Here is a 17,546-nt window from a genome sequence, read left to right as displayed (position 1 = left end):
AAGAAAAATTTTCTTATTTTGTTATCCTTTTTCCCTAAAACATATACATAAAATATTGTTTTACGAATTAACAGAATATTATATACTATATAAAAACATGAGCGTCGATCCCTTTCGTCTCATCCTCTGCTCAGTTTTTTACTTACTCTACTCTACTTCTCTATACTAGCTTATGAACTTGAGTCAAACGACTACTCCTATTAAAACGAGGTGTAATTTATGAACAGAGGATTACAAAAAGAAGAAACAAAAAAACGCATCCAAAAAGCCGCTATCTCTTTATTCCAACAGCAGGGATATCAAAAAACGATTGTGTCTCAAATTACCCATGAAGCGGGTGTAGCAAAGGGAACATTTTTTAATTACTTCAAAACGAAAGAAGAAGTTCTTCACTACCTTGGAATTAATTTTACAAACCGTATCTCCTATAAATTAGAACAGCTCCTTCAAACAGAAGAATCAAGTGCTGCCATTGTTAAACAACTGTTTTTATTACTAGCACAATCAAACGAAGAAGCGAACCCTCACCTAATCCGTTCTTGGTTTCATATTGCTATTACCAACACTTCCTTTCAACAATCTGAAATTCTTCAAATTGAAAAAATGCGTGCTCATTTTACAAAAGTTTTTCAAACAGGACAAAACAGAGGTGAACTTATAGTCGATATCCCTGCCGAAGAAATGGCTTCTATTGCTATACTTAATTTTTTTGGCACACTTCTCTACTGGTGTACCAACCAACCCGACTCTGCTACCCTTCAAGAAAGAATAGACAAGTCGGTTACTCTTTTATTTAAAGGGTTTCTTATTCATTCCTAAAAGCCTGTTCACAAATTTTTAACAAGAAATCGAAGATAGCTGTGGACTCTACAGCCAAAACGGTTTATACTACACAAAGTGAATGAATAATCTTAAAAGAAGGTGTTCGTAATATGAAAGGCTCCGTCATTCTTTTTAATGACGATAATGAAATGACCATTATTGAAAACGTAGAAGAAGCTGTATATCAAGATATTAAAGAACAAGAAGGCTCTGATCACTGCGTTGTAACATTGGACGATCATGAAGTTGATTTTGGCTACGTTTCCCCCGTTTATTGGCGTGAAGGCCAAATACACACTGACTAATATACAAGACCTGCATATATATGCAGGTCTTTTTATGCGCTTATTATTTTGAATCTAGAATTGAACGTGAAGCGAGGAACCTCTGATTTCCTAACACATACCTTAGCACATTCGCAGCTGAAAAACAGGGTTAACAACTATATAGAAAGGGTACATTTCAAGTAATAGAAGCTGCGTTTTATTTTAAAAAAGGAGGTTTATGTTATGAGTTCTTATCGAAAAAATATGAATCACTATCCTCACTCATCTCAGTACACACCTTACCAACACTATTACGCGAAAGAAGCTGATCGTATTTTAACGACTATGAGTACAAACTTTAATAAACAGCATTTGAAATCTCTTATCGACGATGCGTTAGATAACAGAGATGAAGAACAATTTTATGAACTAACAACTGCTTATAATAAGCTGTATAATACCTAACTTAAAACCACTATTTGCCAAATGCGCAAATAGTGGTTTTTTACCTATTTTCATTGTGATAAAATGAGTTGAAAATACGCGGAAGGATTTGAAACTATGGAGCACTTAATCAATAAACGTGTCAAAGAAATTGAATTATCAGGAATACGTACATTTTATAATATGGTCTCACAATATCAAGATGTTTTATCCCTCACAATTGGACAACCTGACTTCTTAACACCACAGCATGTAAAAGAAGCGGCAAAATCTGCAATTGATGATAACCAAACTTCTTATACCCACAATGCTGGAACGATAGAACTGCGCGAGGCAGCAGCTCAATTTGTCAAAGAAAAATATGACTTGCACTATAACCCAGCGGATGAAGTGATTGTGACCATTGGAGCTAGTCAAGCAATTGATATTGCTCTTCGTACCATTTTAGAAGAAGATTCTGAAGTTATTTTACCTGGACCTGTTTACCCAGGATATGAACCGCTTATCAGATTAAACGGCGCTAAACCTGTGCATATTGATACAACCGAAACAGGATTTCGACTAACAGCAGATTTAATCCAACAACATTTGACGTCTAAAACAAGATGCGTCATCTTACCTTATCCGTCTAATCCTACAGGCGTGACGTTATCACAGCAAGAATTAGAAGAAATTTCCGCTCTTTTAAGCGATAAAAATATTTTTGTACTATCTGATGAAATATACAGCGAGCTCGTTTTTGATAAAAAACATCAGTCCATTGCCTCCATTTCCTCTATGAGAGAGAAAACAATTGTTATTAACGGAGTATCAAAGTCTCATTCCATGACAGGCTGGCGAATTGGCCTTTTATTTGCTCCTTCTTATTTAGCCAAACATATTTTAAAAGTTCATCAATACAACGTGAGCTGTGCTTCTTCTGTCTCTCAAGCAGCTGCACTCGAGGCACTGACAGCAGGTAAAAACGATGCGGTGGATATGAAAAAAGAATACGAACAAAGGCTGAATTATGTGTATGACCGATTAGTAAACATGGGATTTGACGTAGAAAAGCCGACTGGTGCTTTTTATATCTTCCCTTCTATTCAGAACTTCCACAGTAATTCATTTGATTTTGCCCTGGAGTTAGTAAAAGAAGCAGGTGTTGCACTAGTACCCGGCAGCGCTTTTTCTTCCCACGGTGAAGGATATGTCCGCCTGTCGTATGCGTATTCCATGAACACGCTGCGTGAAGCCTGTGATCGAATTGAAGCTTATCTTACATCTCGTCAGTCACGTTAAGCCGATGAGAAGAAGTGTATGCATTTTTTTGTGAGTGACAGCACATAAGAGCGGGTATACTAAAAGCATATAAATTGACTTCAATAGTGTATCATTATAAAATGTGCATCGATTCACTAAAGAAATACATATTTTTAACGGAGGTTTTTATTATGACAAAAGATTTTTTTGATGTGGTAAATGAACGTACATCGATTCGAGAATATGACTCTTCAGCTAAATTAAGCAAAGAAGAATTAACGGAACTTTTAGAAGCAACAGTGAAGTCACCATCAGCTTGGAACTTACAGCACTGGCATTTCGTTGTTATTACAGACCAAGATGCGAAAGAACGTCTACTTCCAATTGCTTACAACCAAAAACAAATTACAGAAGCAGGCGCTGTAGTAGCTGTCTTAGGTGATTTAGAAGCCAATAAAAATGTAGATGACGTGTACAATCCACTAGTCGAAGCAGGTCACATGACAGAAGACGTAAAAAATATTTTGTCAGGACAAATTAACGGCGCTTATAAAAACGGTGCTTTTGCCCGCGATGCAGCGTTTACGAATGCTTCTCTTGCATCTATGACATTCATGCTTGCAGCAAAAGCAAAAGGATTAGACACTTGCTCAATGGGCGGATTTAACGCTCAAAAATTTGTAGAAGAATTTAAAATTGAGGATCGATACATTCCAGTTATGCTTATCTCAGTTGGAAAAGCGGCTAAAGAAGCACACGCTAGCGATCGTTTACCATTAGATCAAGTTACAACTTGGATTTAACAAAAAACCCTGCGGCTGCAGGGTTTTTCTATGTAACTAAATGGATTTCACCATGCCTCCGTCGATTAGAAATGACTGGCCTGTCATATATGAATTCGCTCCCGAGACAAAGAAAGCAACGGCTTTAGCAAACTCTTCAGGCTGACCGTAGCGCTTAAGAGGAATTTGGTTTCTCATCTCTTCTTCAATTTCTAAAACGTCTACTCCCAATTTTTCAGCACGAATGGTATCTAGCTCTTTCACTCGGTCTGTTGCAATTCTTCCTGGCGCAACCGTGTTAATTAAGATACCGTCCTCTGCTAGTTCTGAAGCAAGTGTTTTGGTAAGCCCCACGATTCCGGTACGGAATGTATTTGACAGAATCAGCCCAGCAATTGGCTCTTTAATGGAAGAAGAAGCAATATTGACAATACGTCCTCCGCTCTTTTTCATAACGGGCACTACCTCACGAATGATAGGAATATAGCTGAGGAGATTTAACTCAAATGCATGCTTCCAATCATCATCTGTTAACGAAAAGAAGTTCCCTGCTTTAGGACCTCCTGTATTATTAATTAAAATATCAATGGTTCCAAGCGTATCTACTGTATATTGAATAACATCTTGAATGTCTTGAGTTTTCGTGACATCTGCCGTTTTATGTAACACTTGTCCGCTTCCAAGATATGAAATCTCTTCCGCTACTTGGATTAGTTTCTCTTCTGAACGACTTGCAATCATAACGTTTGCGCCTTCTTCTGCGAGCCTGGCAGCAATCGCTTTACCGAGCCCTTGGCTGGCCACAAATACAAGTGCTGTTTTTCCTTTTAATTCAACATCCATTTCTTTCACCTCGTCCAATAGTTCGAATTTTTTTAACTTTATCAAGTTCTCGTCAAATTCTTCAATAAATATGAAATAATTTCTTTTTTCCATATGGTATACTTAATTATCTGAAAATTCTTTTCTTAAAGGAGGCAAAAAAGCAATGTATAAAAAGCAATTCTTTGTCTTTCATCAAAACAAGCCTGTAACATGTACGGTACGATCATATACATCAAATGACTTCGATGAGCTGATTCGGATTCAAGAAGAAAGTTTTCCCCCTCCTTTCCCTTGTGAATTATTATGGAGCAAAGATCAGTTAAATAACCATGTTTCCCTTTTTCCGGATGGAGCGCTATGCGTGGAGATATACGGAACAATATGCGGATCTATCACAAGCGCGATTGTTTCAGTGGAAGGAAATGCGGCTCACACCTGGGATGAAGTAACAGGAAGCGGATATATTCATACGCACGACCCTTCTGGTAATACGCTTTATGTAGTGGACGTATGCGTCATTCCTTCGCATCGATCGATGGGGCTTGGGAAGCTGCTTTTGCAGTCTTTATATGAAGTCGTGATTCATTACAAGTTAGAAAGGCTGCTCGGCGGGTGCCGCATCCCTGGATACGCATCAGTGTCTTCCTTGTACACGCCCGTTGAATACATGAACCTTGTATCAGCCGGAACTCTCTACGACCCGGTTATGACCTTTTTAATGCGCTGTGGCAGAACGCCTATTGGTCTCGCAGCAAACTATATTGAAGATAAAGATTCACACAACTACGCCGTACTAATGGAATGGAAAAATCCATTTTATACGGCTATTCAAAAAGAGGCTGGAACAAAGGTATTTTAGCCCAAGTGAAAAACGAACCGTTAATCAACATGTTTGATTAACGGTTCGTTTTTTTGTGATTGTAAATATAGTTTTATCTGTTTCGTTCCTTCTAGCAGTTGATTGGAGAGCAAGACGAAGACTCCTGCGGGAAATGAGACCCCATAGGAGCGAAAGCGACCAGGAGGCTCAGCGGCCGCCCGCGGAAGGCGAGGCTTTGCACGGAAATCAACTGCGGTATAATAAGAATCCAGCTCATGTGTTCGTCTTTAGGTTGGATTCATTTAGTTATGTCTCAACCTCTTTTTAGATTATTGAACTTCTTCAATGCTCCACTCTAGTTCTTTATGAGTGAGAACAAGATGCGCCTGCAATTTACTCATCTCTTTGTGCTCTAACCGATCATTATACATTTCATTCATGTCGTCAAAGTCACCGATTGTATACAAAGGAATTTTAATATCTCTACGGGATTGCACCATGTGTTCAAAATCAATAAACAAACCGTCATTCGTTAAAGTAAGAAGCGTATTTGCTAACACGAGCGGCAATATTGGATATTCTAACTTCTTCCTTCTAAATACAAATCTTTTTTGCTTAATTTCTGACATTTTTAACGGAATGATTCGGCTTAAAATATGCTTCATATCATACACGTCTCGAAAATAGATTTTGTTATAAAATCCATCATCATGCGCTAAATAAACAAATTGATTACCGAGTTTATTATTAAATGGCGAATTGAGCGGTTTTTTTAAATGACCTAAATACAGCAGCGCTGCAATATCTTGAGGTTCTAACAAATCTAACGAAGATACATCCTCAAAATCAATCCAACAAAAATCACCATAATTATAAACATCATCTTCTGCTAAAAGATGAATTTGTTCTTCTTCTACGTAGTCCATATGGGTTTGGTAATGGTAATCACTGTCTTCAAAACCGTGCTTTAACAATAATATATTTGCAAGCGGCGTAGGAAGGGAATGATAAAACTCTTTAAATTCAATTCCATATGTAATAAAGCATTTTTTATTTACATGGCCATTAATATAAACGATATCTCTTATTTCATCTGCTTTACTCAACCGTTCTAACCACCTTATTGATTGATTCTGTGATCGATATGTAACCGTTCTACTGATTTATATATTATACTTCTAAAATAAACAATGTGTAAATATATATTGTTGGCAATTTCTTTTGTATTCACTACCTCTTCTACTGCTCATTTTATTTGATAGGAAAGAAAGGTATAGAGCTGATTGTGAATGTGATAGAATGTGTGTATCTTATTAATTAGCATATATGAACACGGAGGTATACAAAATGGATGTTCGCCATTTGCATTACTTAACAGAAGTGGCTAAACATAAAAATTTCACAAGAGCTTCTGAAGCGCTGCATATTTCTCAACCTTCTCTCAGTAAAATGGTTAAATCATTAGAAGAAGAGCTCGGCACACCTTTGTTTGATCGCGCTGGCAAACAAGTTCAGCTTACCGATGCAGGAATAATCGTGTACGAGCAAGCTGAAAGTATTTTATCTTCTCTCCGAGATTTATCGGATTCCCTCTATGATTTAATGCATTTAAAAAGAGGCACCATCAAAATAGGCATTCCCCCTATTATTGGTACATTGTTTTTTCCTACTATTATTAAAGCATTTCGAGAGCAATACCCTGAGATTCATATTCAATTAGTCGAATATGGCGCTAAAAGAATGCAAAAATTTGTGGAACAAGGAGAAGTAGATGTGGGCGTAGTTTTACTTCCAGTTGATGAAAACATGTTTTTTACGACTCCTTTAGCTCGAGAAACACTGCAGCTTGTTGTTCATAAATCTCATCCGTTAGCTCAGCATTCTACGATTTCATTAAAAGAGTTAAAAGACGAAACGCTTATTTCCTTTCATGAAGACTTCACCATGCATGAAATGGTCTATAACGAATGTTTAAAAAATGGATTTACACCTAATATTGCTTTTAAAAGCTCTCAGTGGGACTTCATTGGAGAGCTGGTAGCTGCTAATCTCGGCATTGCTCTTTTCCCTTATTCATTATGTGAAAAGCTTGATTTGGAGCATGTGAAAGTAATTAATCTCGAGAATGCTATTCCATGGGAAATTGCTTTAATCGTTAAAAAAGATCGCTATATCTCTTACGCTACACAGGCTTTTATTGATTATATTAAAAGTACAGTTTAACAAAGCTGAGACAAAAGTAGTTTAATTAAAAATCCAAATGAGTTTGATTCTTAATAGAAAATCAAACTCATTTGGATTTTTTTTATGGTGGTGAACATAGGTTTCATATATGTAGCGGCTTTTAGCTGTTGATTGGAGAGCAAGGCGAAGACTCCTGCGGGAAAAGCGGAAGCGACGAGGAGGCTCAGGGGCCATCCGCGGAAAACGAAGCCTTGCCCGGAAATCAACAGCGGTGTAACAAGTCATTCATACTAAATCATTTATCCCATTGGTTCGTCTTTAGATTGAATTGATTTAAGCATGTCTCCATCTCTTTTTTTAATTGCCTTTTATTAAATAATTAGACCTTATATTTCACAAACTCTTTTTTGAAAAGGTTACCAACGCATTTGTAAAGAGATTTCTTTCAACTATAACTAAAAAGAATAGTTATCATAGTTATTATATATTTCATATTATAGTCGTTTTTTTGTAAGATAAGTGTGTAGCATTCATTTACTCAAGTTGTATCCCCATTTGCAAAATCCAAATAGTTTCTCTTTTCCCATGATGGAGTCGTCTTTTCAGCATAGACGACTCCATTATTGTCTCAACAAACTAGGAATGAATGAATAAAAACATAAATAAAGGAGGCTAATCATGAAACTGATTATGGTGATTTTACAGATTTTATTACTAACGGCTCTGTTTTTAATAGGAGAAAGTATTTCACAGTGGTTTGACCTCCCAGTGCCAGGTAGTATCATCGGATTTTTCTTACTGTTTTTCTTACTGTACTTTAAAGTAATTAAATTAAGCTGGGTTGAACAAGGTGGAACACTGTTAGTGGGAGAACTATTACTATTTTTCATACCAGCTGTCGTTGGACTCATCAATTATGGAGATGTATTGATGCATTTTGGAATCCAGATTGTGATTATTATCACAATCAGTACGATTATTGTGATGTCTATAACGGGAATCATTGCAGAACATATTTCAAGAAGAAAGGAAGGTTCGCTAAAATGACATTACTCACATGGATAGCTCTTCCGCTTACACTGCTCGTTTATGTCGGCACAAAAGTGCTCTATAAAAAATATAAGTCTATGCTAGTTTCCCCTATTTTACTAGCCCCCATTCTTTTAATTGGCATCTTATTAGTAACGAATGGCTCTTATGATCATTATAAGCAAGGTGCCAGTGCTATTAGCTTTATGCTTGGACCAGCAACCGTTGCTTTTGCTGTTCCTATGTTTAAGTATTTTGATTTACTCAAAAAACATCGTGTTGAAATCAGCTTAAGCGTAGGGCTCGGCACGTTTGCTGCCATGATATCTTCCATGCTGTTAGCATTAGTGTTTCATTTACAATCAACGCTGGTTCATAGCTTGATTCCAAGATCGGTTACGATTCCTATTGCTGTTAATGTATCTCAGACGCTAGGAGGAGATCCAAATATCACCATTATGTTTGTGATTATAACCGGTGTAGTAGGATGTATGGTCGCTCCAAAACTGATTAAGCTCCTCGCACTGCACTCTTCTCTAGCAAGAGGTCTTCTTTTAGGAGTAGCTTCTCATGGGACAGGTACAGCAAGAGCTTTTGAATTTGGAAAAATTGAAGGTACTTTTTCTAGCCTTGGCATGATCGTAGCAGCACTTCTTACAATGCTGTTTGCGAATATGCTTCTGCCTACTATTTTCGCTTAAAAGATAAAAAAGGTGTGATCATATATGATCACACCTTTTTATTATCCAATATGAAAAGTTGATTTTACGAACTCAATAACTTCTTCCGTAGAAGACATTGATAGAATTGTATCTAAATGAGGTTCGATATCAGCTTTTGATAATTGACGGATTTGAGAACGAGCTTTCAGAATAGATGTTGCACTCATTGAGAATTCATCTAAGCCTAAACCTAAAAGAATTGGAATTGCAATCTCATCTCCTGCCATCTCTCCGCACATGCCTACCCACTTACCTTCTTTGTGAGCCGCTTTGATTACCATATTCACCAAGCGAAGAATCGCTGGGTTATACGGTTGATATAAATAAGACACGCGCTCATTCATGCGGTCAGCAGCAAGCGTGTATTGAATTAAATCGTTTGTTCCGATAGAGAAGAAATCTACTTCTTTAGCAAATAAATCTGCGATTACCGCGGAAGAAGGAATCTCTACCATCATCCCTACTTCGATGTCTTCCGAAACTTGTACGCCTTCTTGTTCAAGTTTAGCTTTTTCTTCTAAAAGAATAGCTTTTGCTTGACGGAACTCATCAACAGTAGCAATCATAGGAAACATAATTTTCAGATTACCGTATACGCTTGCACGTAGAAGCGCACGAAGCTGTGTACGGAACATGTCTTGCATCTCTAGACATAAGCGAATGGCACGGAATCCTAAGAATGGGTTCATTTCTTTTGGTAGATTTAAATAAGGAAGCTCTTTGTCTCCACCAATGTCAAGAGTACGAACAACCACTGGTTTGCCTTCCATACGTTCAAGAACTGTTTTATAAGAAGTAAACTGCTCTTCTTCCGTCGGAAGCTCTTCGCGGCCCATATATAAGAATTCTGTACGGTAAAGGCCAACGCCTTCGCCGCCGTTTTCTAATACGCCTTTTACATCTTCTGGTGTACCAATGTTAGCGGCAAGTTCAACATGGTGATCATCAGCTGAAACCGTTTTTTCATTTACAAGCTTAGCCCACTCAGCTTTTTGTTCTGCATATTCAGCGGCTTTTTTCTCGTAAGCTTTTACTGTTTCTTCGCTTGGATCAACGATAACTTCGCCATCTAAACCATCAACAATTACTAATACGCCGTTTTGAATGTCTTCCATAACTGTTTTTGTACCTACAACAGCTGGAATCTCCATTGAACGCGCCATAATTGCTGAGTGAGAAGTACGTCCGCCAATATCTGTTGTAAATCCTTTCACGAACTTACGATTTAACTGTGCTGTATCAGACGGCGTTAAATCTTCTGCAATAATGACAACTTCTTCTGAGATTAAGCTTGGATTTGAAACGTTTACACCTAAAAGATGAGCTAATACACGTTTTGTTACGTCACGGATATCAGCAGCACGTTCTTTCATATATTCATTGTCCATTGACTCAAACATATTAATAAACATTGCCGCTACTTCATCAAGTGCATGCTCAGCGTTTACATTTTCATTTGTAATTTTATCTTTAATTGGATTAATAAGTTCAGGATCGCTTAGAACTAATAAGTGAGCTTCAAAGATTTCTGCTTTGTCATCTCCAAGTTCTTTACGAGCGTGCTCTCTAATAATTTCAAGTTCTGATTTTGACTTTTCTAGCGCAGCTTCTAGACGTGCTACTTCTGCTTCAACTTCAGTTACTGATTTTTTTTCAACGGTTAATTCTGGATTTTCTAGACGAAATGCTTTAGCAATAGCAATGCCGCTAGAAGCGGCAATGCCTTGAATTTCCTTTGTCATTATTCGCCTAATCCTTCTTTGCTCATTGTATCTTCAAGAGCAGCAAGTGCATCTGCTTCGTCAGAACCTTCTGCAGAGATAGTGATTGTAGCGCCTTTTTGAATACCTAAAGACATAACGCCCATGATTGATTTTAAGTTTACAGTTTTACCGTTGAATTCTAAGTTGATATCAGAATCAAATTTGCTTGCTGCTTGTACTAAAGTTGTTGCTGGACGTGCGTGAATTCCTGAGTCTGCTGTTACTGTAAATGTTTTTTGTGCCATGTTAAATCAATCTCCTTTTTACTTTGAAATGTTAATAATATTTGCTTCTTGTTGAGAAACTTGGCCCTGCTTTAAGATATCAATTTTTTCATCAGCTTGTAAATTCGTGAAAATGATCGGCGTAATCGTCGATGGCGCATTTTCTTTTACAAAGTCTAAATCAATTTTCAATAGAGGCTGTCCTTTTTTCACTTCATCGCCTTGGGCAACTAAAGCTTCAAAACCTTCGCCTTTTAAATTAACTGTATCAATACCAACGTGAATTAAAATTTCACGTCCAGTCGTTGATTCAATACCTAAAGCATGTTTCGTCGGGAATAAGTTTACTATTTTTCCGTCCACTGGTGCAACTACTGTGCCTGTTTTCGGAATAATCGCAAAACCGTCACCCATTAATTTTTGTGAAAATACCTGATCTGGTACTTCCGATAAAGGTACCAATTCTCCCTCAATCGGTGAAACAATATCATTACCATTATCGCTTCCTACTTCAGATGTTGCAACAGGTTTTTCAATTGTTTTTGTCTCTTCTTTTGTGACAACCGGTGTTTTGCCATTCATAATGTCTTGAATTTGACCTTTTAACGTGTCAGATTTCGGACCGAAAATAGCTTGAATATTGTTACCAACTTCAAGAACACCAGCTGCTCCCAGTTTTTTCAAGCGGTTTTTATCAACATTACCTACATCATCTACTGATACACGCAAACGCGTAATACAAGCATCTAAATGTGTAATGTTTTCTTTACCGCCAAGTGCAGCTAAAACATTTGTTGGAAGCTCTGCTGCTTCTACTTTTACATCTTCTTCTCCTTCTTCTTTATCTTCACGACCCGGTGTTTTTAAGTTAAATTTACGGATTGCAAAGCGGAAACCGAAGTAGTAAATAACTGCTAGAACTAAACCTACTGGAATAACTAGCCACCATGCTGTACGGTTTTGCATAACTCCAAATAGAACGTAATCGATAACCCCACCTGAGAATGTCATACCGATTTTAACATTTAATAATTGCATAACCATAAATGATAAACCAGCAAATACTGCGTGAATTGCAAATAGTACTGGTGCTACGAATAAGAATGAGAACTCAAGGGGCTCTGTAATACCCGTTAAGAAAGATGTTAAAGCAGCTGAACCCATAATACCAGCTACATATTTTTTGTTTTCAGGACGAGCTTCGTGATAAATCGCAAGAGCTGCTGCTGGCAATCCGAACATCATGAACGGGAATTTACCAACTTGGAATGTTCCTGCTGTTAAAGGCACGCCATCTGCTAATTGAGCAAAGAAAATCTTTTGGTCACCGTGAATATGTTGACCTGCTTTATTAACGTAATCACCAAACTCAAACCAGAACGGAGAGTAGAAGATGTGATGAAGTCCAAATGGAATTAATGAACGTTCAATCAATCCAAATACAAACGCTGATAAAGTTGGGTTTGCATCAATCATGTTAGTAGAGAAAGCATTTAATCCGCTTTGAATTGGCGGCCAAATGAAAATCATAATAACACCTAAAATAATTGAAAATACCCCAGTAATGATTGGTACAAATCGTTTTCCTGCAAAGAACCCTAAATAAGATGGTAATTCAATATTGAAATAGCGATTATACATGGATGAAGCTAAAATACCTACTATGATACCCCCGAATACACCTGTAGCTAACGTAGGAATTCCTAAGATGCTAGTGTAAGCTGGATTGGCACCCATTTTGTCAGGATCTAGTTGTCCTGTAGCAACTAAGATTGTGCTCATCGTTTTGTTCATAATTAAGTAGCCTACGATTGCAGCAATACCTGCTACACCGTCACCACCAGCTAAACCAACGGCAACACCAACGGCAAACAATAGCGATAAGTTGTCAAATACAATTTGACCCGCTTGCGACAAAACATTTGAAACCAATTGAACCCAGTCTGCACCAAGTGCCGGTACTGCATCCAACAATGTAGGGTTTTGAAGCGCTGTCCCTACTCCAAGTAAAATCCCTGCTGCCGGTAAAATCGCAACCGGTAACATAAGCGCTTTTCCGACTTTTTGTAATACTCCAAAAAGTTTTTTAAACATGGCGCTTACCTCCTTTTATATATTTAGTGTGCAACAAGCTATTTATTTGATACGTGAATCATTAACGCGCTTTCATAAAACGCTTTCTTTAACTAGAAAACTCATTACATCTCCTGGTGTCCTGAAGCCTAAGCTTTAAATGATTGCGCTTTCTTATAACAAAAAAAAGGCATGAGGAAAAAGAAACGATAAATGGATACACTCATCCAATTACACATCGCTTCATTTCTCACTCATGCCTGATCGTATCAGTAACACGTATTGAAATGATTTTATAAATCCGTTTTTGTTATAAGTCGCTGCAGATGCATCGTTAAGTAAACTGCTTCTGCTTCATACACAGGTAAATGTAACGCTTGCTGCATTACTTTTATCACTTTCCAAGACACATTGTAACACAGGGGATATTCTTCTTTCAATAGCAAAGCAATTTTTTTTGGCTCTTCTATTTTTTCTCCTGTTTTTACTCGATCAATAGCAAAATGCAAATGACGAATCAATCTCATATAGTGCACAGATTCTTTGTCTACCTGCAGATGAAGTGATTCTTCAATCACATTAATAATCGTTTGAATAAGCTGCGAGTCTTGATTCACTTCCAGCAGGTTTTTTTCAGTCAGCGCACTGTGGATATGAAGCGCAATAAAACCAATCTCTCCTACTGGAAGCTGCACGCCTATTTTGCGACTAATAATTTCTACCACTTCAGATGCGATCGTATATTCCTCTGGATATAAAGCTTTTGTTTCAAGTAAAAATGGATTTTTAAGCCCCATTCCCTGCTGAAAACGTTTTATCGCAAACGCGATATGATCCGTCAATGAAATGTGTATATGCTCATTCAAAGGAATGTTAACACGCTTTTGAATGTGCGTTACAATATCATTCATCATTTCAATCACGTCTTCATCCACCTGAGCTAAAAGCTGCTTGTACTGTTCTTGCTCTTCTTCACTCTTTAACAAAAACATTTTCTCCACGGCTTTTGCATCGATTTCATCGCCTTTTTTCTTATTGAACCCTATTCCTTTCCCAATTAGCACAACTTCATCATAGGTAAGGTGTTTAGCAATTAATACATTATTATTAAGTACCTTTTCTACAAAAAAGGACTCTTTCACGAATCCTTCACTCCCCTGTTTCGGCTTTCTATTATTTGCTTTCCTATCTTACAAATAATACGCATAACCGTCAATTCATTTTTCTTTGTTTCAAATATTATTGAACTAAACTATTTGAGTTACGTATTATCTTAGTAGTTCTTCGCTGGAAACGCAACGTCTTTTTTGCTCGTCCCATAACAATTTTTCATAATAAAGTTTTGAAGCATAACGCTCAGAATGAATGCACCCGCTTGTAGAAGCGTAAAAAGAACAAGTGAAGTGGTAATAGATACCAGCAAAACCCCATAGTGAATCAGTAAAATATCTACTATACGCAGCCCCGCTATAATCATTCCAGCTCCAACAAAAAATTCTTTGGCTACACTCCAAACGAGGAGAATCGTAACAATACAAACGTAAATTATCGTGGCATTTACGGAATCATGAGTAGCCGACCCAAACCATCCTGTATAAAACCAATTATTATGAAAATATGCTAACAGCATAAACATAATAGTAGAAGTAATGGCGATCATCCCGAGAACAAATGTAGCGTAATGCACAAATGTCATATACCGTTCTGTTAGCCATACATACCAAATCTTTGAAATGCTAAAGCCTATAGTCATTAAAACGCCTGTATAAACTGTTTTCCACCAGTGATGTGTATAAATATCCCAGTGTAAAAATAATTCTTCAATCCCCATAAACATAGCTGAAATGAATAAAATATAGCGGAATTTTAATTGATAAGCAGCTACCACCATAGCCATGATTGGAAAAGCAAACGCTTGAGAAGTTAAGGAACCAAACAAATTATCAAAATATTCATTGGTCATAAAATCAGGATCGTAATCGTAACTTTCAAACAACACAAATACAACATACTCTAGTATATAAGCCATTCCAATGATAAAAAAAAGCAAAACGACTAGCTTTTTGTCTTTTTTACGTATGAAGACTGTAAGCAAAACGGCTGTGCTGATAATAATCAATGCAAAAAAAGCAGTATAATGAGGCATAGACGTCTCCCTTTTACGACCTAATTATTACTTAGAGTAAGACGTCTTAGCCAAATTATACATAGCTAGCTTCTATTCAAAAGAGCTTGAGACATAACTACATCAATCCAATCTAAAAGCGAACAAACGGGATACATGAGATAGTATAGATCGCTTTCTACACTGCAGTTGATTTCCGTGCAAGACTTCGCTTTCCGCGGGCGGCCGCTGAGCCTCCTCGTCGCCTACGCTTCTGCGGCGTCACAGTTCTTCCGCTTTTCCCGCAGAAGTCTTTGCCTTACCCTTTAATCTACAGCTAGAAGCCACTACATACATGAAACCTACCTTCACCCTACCAATGAAAAAATCCGAACGATTCATCGTTCGGATCTTCCTTCAACTAACATACTTTTGTTTCAGCCTCTTTCAACTCTTCAGCTTGTAAAAACTGGAATGGTATCAATTATCCTTCAATCATTTTTGAAAGGTTAGCCATTTCGATAGCTGATGCTGCAGCTTCCCATCCTTTATTTCCTGCTTTTGTTCCTGCACGTTCAATTGCTTGCTCAATTGTTTCAGTTGTTAATACACCAAAAATAATTGGCACGCCTGTTTGTAAGCTTTGAGATGCAACGCCTTTTGCTACTTCATTACATACAAAATCAAAGTGTGGAGTAGCTCCTCGAATAACGGTTCCTAGCGTAATCACTGCATCATATTTTTTAGATTCAGCTAATTTTTTGGCGATTAATGGGATTTCATAAGCGCCCGGCACCCAAGCCACGTCTACGTCTTCATCAGCTACGCCGTGACGTTTGAGCGCATCTTCTGCTCCACTAAGTAAACGGCCTGTAATAAATTCATTAAAACGCCCTACCACGATTCCGATTTTTAATCCTGTGCCTACTAAATTTCCTTCATATAAATGATTCATCTTTTGTTCCTCCTGCTAGTATTAATATATAGTTATTTACATTTCTTTTCATGAATTAGCTTCATTTGTTATAACGAAAAAAAGTGTAAAATTATAAATGTAATAAATGACCTAATTTTTTAACTTTTGTATCTAAGTATTTTTTATTGGCATCCACTGCCGGCATTTGAAGAGGCACTCGCTCGATCACTTCAAGGTCGTAGCCTTTTAGCCCAGTAATTTTACGAGGGTTATTCGTTAAAAGCTTCATTTGTTTGACTCCAAGGTCTTTTAAGATTTGAGCACCGATTCCATACTCTCGTAAATCTGCAGCAAATCCGAGTTTTTCATTCGCTTCTACGGTATCGTATCCTTCTTCCTGCAGCTTATATGCTCTTAGCTTATTTAGTAAACCAATACCTCTGCCCTCTTGACGCATATACAGCAGAATGCCGCGTCCTTCTTCTTCAATTTGCGTAAGAGCTGCGTGAAGCTGAGGACCACAGTCGCAGCGTTCAGAACCAAACACATCTCCAGTCAAACACTCAGAGTGAACGCGAACGAGAACGGGGCTATTATGATCAATATCACCTTTGATAAGAGCCACATGTTCTTTATTATCAAGTTTATTTGTATATCCTACAGCTTTAAACTCACCAAATGCCGTAGGTAAGCTCACTTCTACTTCACGGCTAATAAGCTGGTCATGTTTGCGGCGGTAGGCAATCAAATCTTTTATTGTAATCATTTTTAAATCAAATTGCTCTGCAATTTTTGTTAAATCCGGTACGCGTGCCATTGTTCCATCTTCATTCATAATTTCACAAATAACACCCGCAGGCTTTCCTCCTGCTAATACTGCTAAATCAACAGCAGCCTCTGTATGACCTGCACGCTGCAGAACGCCCCCGTCTTTTGCAATCAATGGGAAAATATGTCCTGGGCGTTGAAAATCACTTGCTACCGTCGCTTCATTTACAAGAGCCATAACGGTAGCAGAGCGTTCGTATGCACTGATACCTGTTGTACTTGAAATATGATCAATACTTACTGTAAATGCTGTTCCATGTACATCCGTATTGTTCGCTACCATCGGGTGAAGATTCAATTTATGCGCAATTTCTTCATTAACAGGTGTACAAATTAATCCTCTTCCATGAGTAGCCATAAAGTTAATAACCTCAGGCGTCGTTTTTTCGGCTAATGCAATAAAATCTCCTTCGTTTTCTCGATCTTCATCATCGCATACAATAACCACTTTTCCCTTTTTTAACTCTTCAATGGCTTCTTCTACTTTATGAAACATCTCTTT

Annotated in this window: 18 protein-coding genes; 9 read left to right on the top strand and 9 right to left on the bottom strand. The window is 37.6% G+C overall.

The annotated features are described in order from the left end of the window. Positions 1-219: 219 nt before the first annotated feature. The 5 genes from ACN6NE_RS17525 to ACN6NE_RS17505 all read left to right on the top strand — a co-directional run bounded on the left by ACN6NE_RS17525 (position 220) and on the right by ACN6NE_RS17505 (position 3,577). The gene (locus ACN6NE_RS17525) at positions 220-819 is read left to right on the top strand and encodes a TetR/AcrR family transcriptional regulator (protein ID WP_474326215.1); all 600 of its coding nucleotides are present in this window, start codon (positions 220-222) and stop codon (positions 817-819) included. 113 nt (positions 820-932) lie between these two features. Continuing rightward, entirely contained in the window at positions 933-1,127 is a 195-nt protein-coding gene (locus ACN6NE_RS17520; protein WP_013056022.1) for a hypothetical protein, read from the top strand. Between the two features lie 204 nt (positions 1,128-1,331). After that, positions 1,332-1,553 (top strand): IDEAL domain-containing protein, encoded by a 222-nt coding sequence (locus tag ACN6NE_RS17515; protein WP_013056021.1) that lies wholly within the window; start codon positions 1,332-1,334, stop codon positions 1,551-1,553. A gap of 96 nt (positions 1,554-1,649) precedes the next feature. Continuing rightward, positions 1,650-2,813 carry an aminotransferase A gene (locus tag ACN6NE_RS17510; protein WP_129707105.1) on the top strand — a complete coding sequence of 388 codons (1,164 nt, stop codon included), beginning with the start codon at positions 1,650-1,652 and terminating at the stop codon, positions 2,811-2,813. Positions 2,814-2,965: 152 nt separating this feature from the next. Continuing rightward, positions 2,966-3,577: a nitroreductase family protein gene (locus tag ACN6NE_RS17505; RefSeq protein ID WP_025749407.1), complete on the top strand. Its 612-nt coding sequence runs from the start codon at positions 2,966-2,968 to the stop codon at positions 3,575-3,577. Positions 3,578-3,613: 36 nt separating this feature from the next. Here ACN6NE_RS17505 and ACN6NE_RS17500 read toward each other — a convergent pair whose 3' ends face one another. Then, entirely contained in the window at positions 3,614-4,399 is a 786-nt protein-coding gene (locus tag ACN6NE_RS17500) for an SDR family oxidoreductase (protein WP_474326209.1), read from the bottom strand. Between the two features lie 145 nt (positions 4,400-4,544). Between ACN6NE_RS17500 and ACN6NE_RS17495 the strand changes: the two genes are divergently transcribed. Then, entirely contained in the window at positions 4,545-5,240 is a 696-nt protein-coding gene (locus tag ACN6NE_RS17495; protein ID WP_474326206.1) for a GNAT family N-acetyltransferase, read from the top strand. Positions 5,241-5,530: 290 nt separating this feature from the next. Here the strand turns inward: ACN6NE_RS17495 and ACN6NE_RS17490 are convergent, their stop codons facing one another. Further along, positions 5,531-6,307 (bottom strand): peptide ABC transporter permease, encoded by a 777-nt coding sequence (locus ACN6NE_RS17490; protein WP_474326204.1) that lies wholly within the window; start codon positions 6,305-6,307, stop codon positions 5,531-5,533. 241 nt (positions 6,308-6,548) lie between these two features. On the opposite strand from ACN6NE_RS17490, the gene ACN6NE_RS17485 reads away from it, so the two are divergent. The 3 genes from ACN6NE_RS17485 (at position 6,549) to ACN6NE_RS17475 (ending at position 9,115) form a co-directional block, all read left to right on the top strand. After that, on the top strand, positions 6,549-7,424 hold the full coding sequence (locus tag ACN6NE_RS17485; protein WP_013056015.1) for a LysR family transcriptional regulator: 876 nt from the start codon (positions 6,549-6,551) through the stop codon (positions 7,422-7,424). Positions 7,425-8,063: 639 nt separating this feature from the next. Continuing rightward, on the top strand, positions 8,064-8,432 hold the full coding sequence (locus tag ACN6NE_RS17480; protein WP_013082263.1) for a CidA/LrgA family holin-like protein: 369 nt from the start codon (positions 8,064-8,066) through the stop codon (positions 8,430-8,432). After that, on the top strand, positions 8,429-9,115 hold the full coding sequence (locus ACN6NE_RS17475; protein ID WP_013056013.1) for an LrgB family protein: 687 nt from the start codon (positions 8,429-8,431) through the stop codon (positions 9,113-9,115). Before ACN6NE_RS17480 ends, ACN6NE_RS17475 begins: the two co-directional genes overlap by 4 nt. Positions 9,116-9,156: 41 nt before the next feature. Here ACN6NE_RS17475 and ptsP read toward each other — a convergent pair whose 3' ends face one another. The 7 genes from ptsP to ACN6NE_RS17440 form a co-directional block, all read right to left on the bottom strand. Next, entirely contained in the window at positions 9,157-10,878 is a 1,722-nt protein-coding gene (ptsP, locus tag ACN6NE_RS17470; RefSeq protein ID WP_474326199.1) for a phosphoenolpyruvate--protein phosphotransferase, read from the bottom strand. Then, entirely contained in the window at positions 10,878-11,144 is a 267-nt protein-coding gene (locus ACN6NE_RS17465) for a phosphocarrier protein HPr (protein ID WP_013056011.1), read from the bottom strand. The genes ptsP and ACN6NE_RS17465 overlap by 1 nt, the downstream gene beginning before the upstream one ends. Before the next feature lie 18 nt (positions 11,145-11,162). Then, on the bottom strand, positions 11,163-13,217 hold the full coding sequence (ptsG, locus tag ACN6NE_RS17460) for a glucose-specific PTS transporter subunit IIBC (RefSeq protein ID WP_129707097.1): 2,055 nt from the start codon (positions 13,215-13,217) through the stop codon (positions 11,163-11,165). Between the two features lie 272 nt (positions 13,218-13,489). Beyond that, entirely contained in the window at positions 13,490-14,338 is an 849-nt protein-coding gene (glcT, locus tag ACN6NE_RS17455) for a glucose PTS transporter transcription antiterminator GlcT (RefSeq protein WP_013056009.1), read from the bottom strand. A 131-nt stretch (positions 14,339-14,469) separates the two neighbouring features. Further along, the gene (locus tag ACN6NE_RS17450) at positions 14,470-15,342 is read right to left on the bottom strand and encodes a hypothetical protein (RefSeq protein ID WP_129707095.1); all 873 of its coding nucleotides are present in this window, start codon (positions 15,340-15,342) and stop codon (positions 14,470-14,472) included. 442 nt (positions 15,343-15,784) lie between these two features. Continuing rightward, the gene (ribH, locus tag ACN6NE_RS17445; protein ID WP_013056007.1) at positions 15,785-16,255 is read right to left on the bottom strand and encodes a 6,7-dimethyl-8-ribityllumazine synthase; all 471 of its coding nucleotides are present in this window, start codon (positions 16,253-16,255) and stop codon (positions 15,785-15,787) included. Positions 16,256-16,346: 91 nt separating this feature from the next. Further along, entirely contained in the window at positions 16,347-17,540 is a 1,194-nt protein-coding gene (locus ACN6NE_RS17440) for a bifunctional 3,4-dihydroxy-2-butanone-4-phosphate synthase/GTP cyclohydrolase II (protein ID WP_129707093.1), read from the bottom strand. Positions 17,541-17,546: the final 6 nt, after the last annotated feature.

Source organism: Priestia sp. 53B2, from assembly GCF_056099005.1.
Note: the sequence above shows the minus strand (reverse complement) of the source record. Positions and strands in the feature narration are given on the sequence as shown.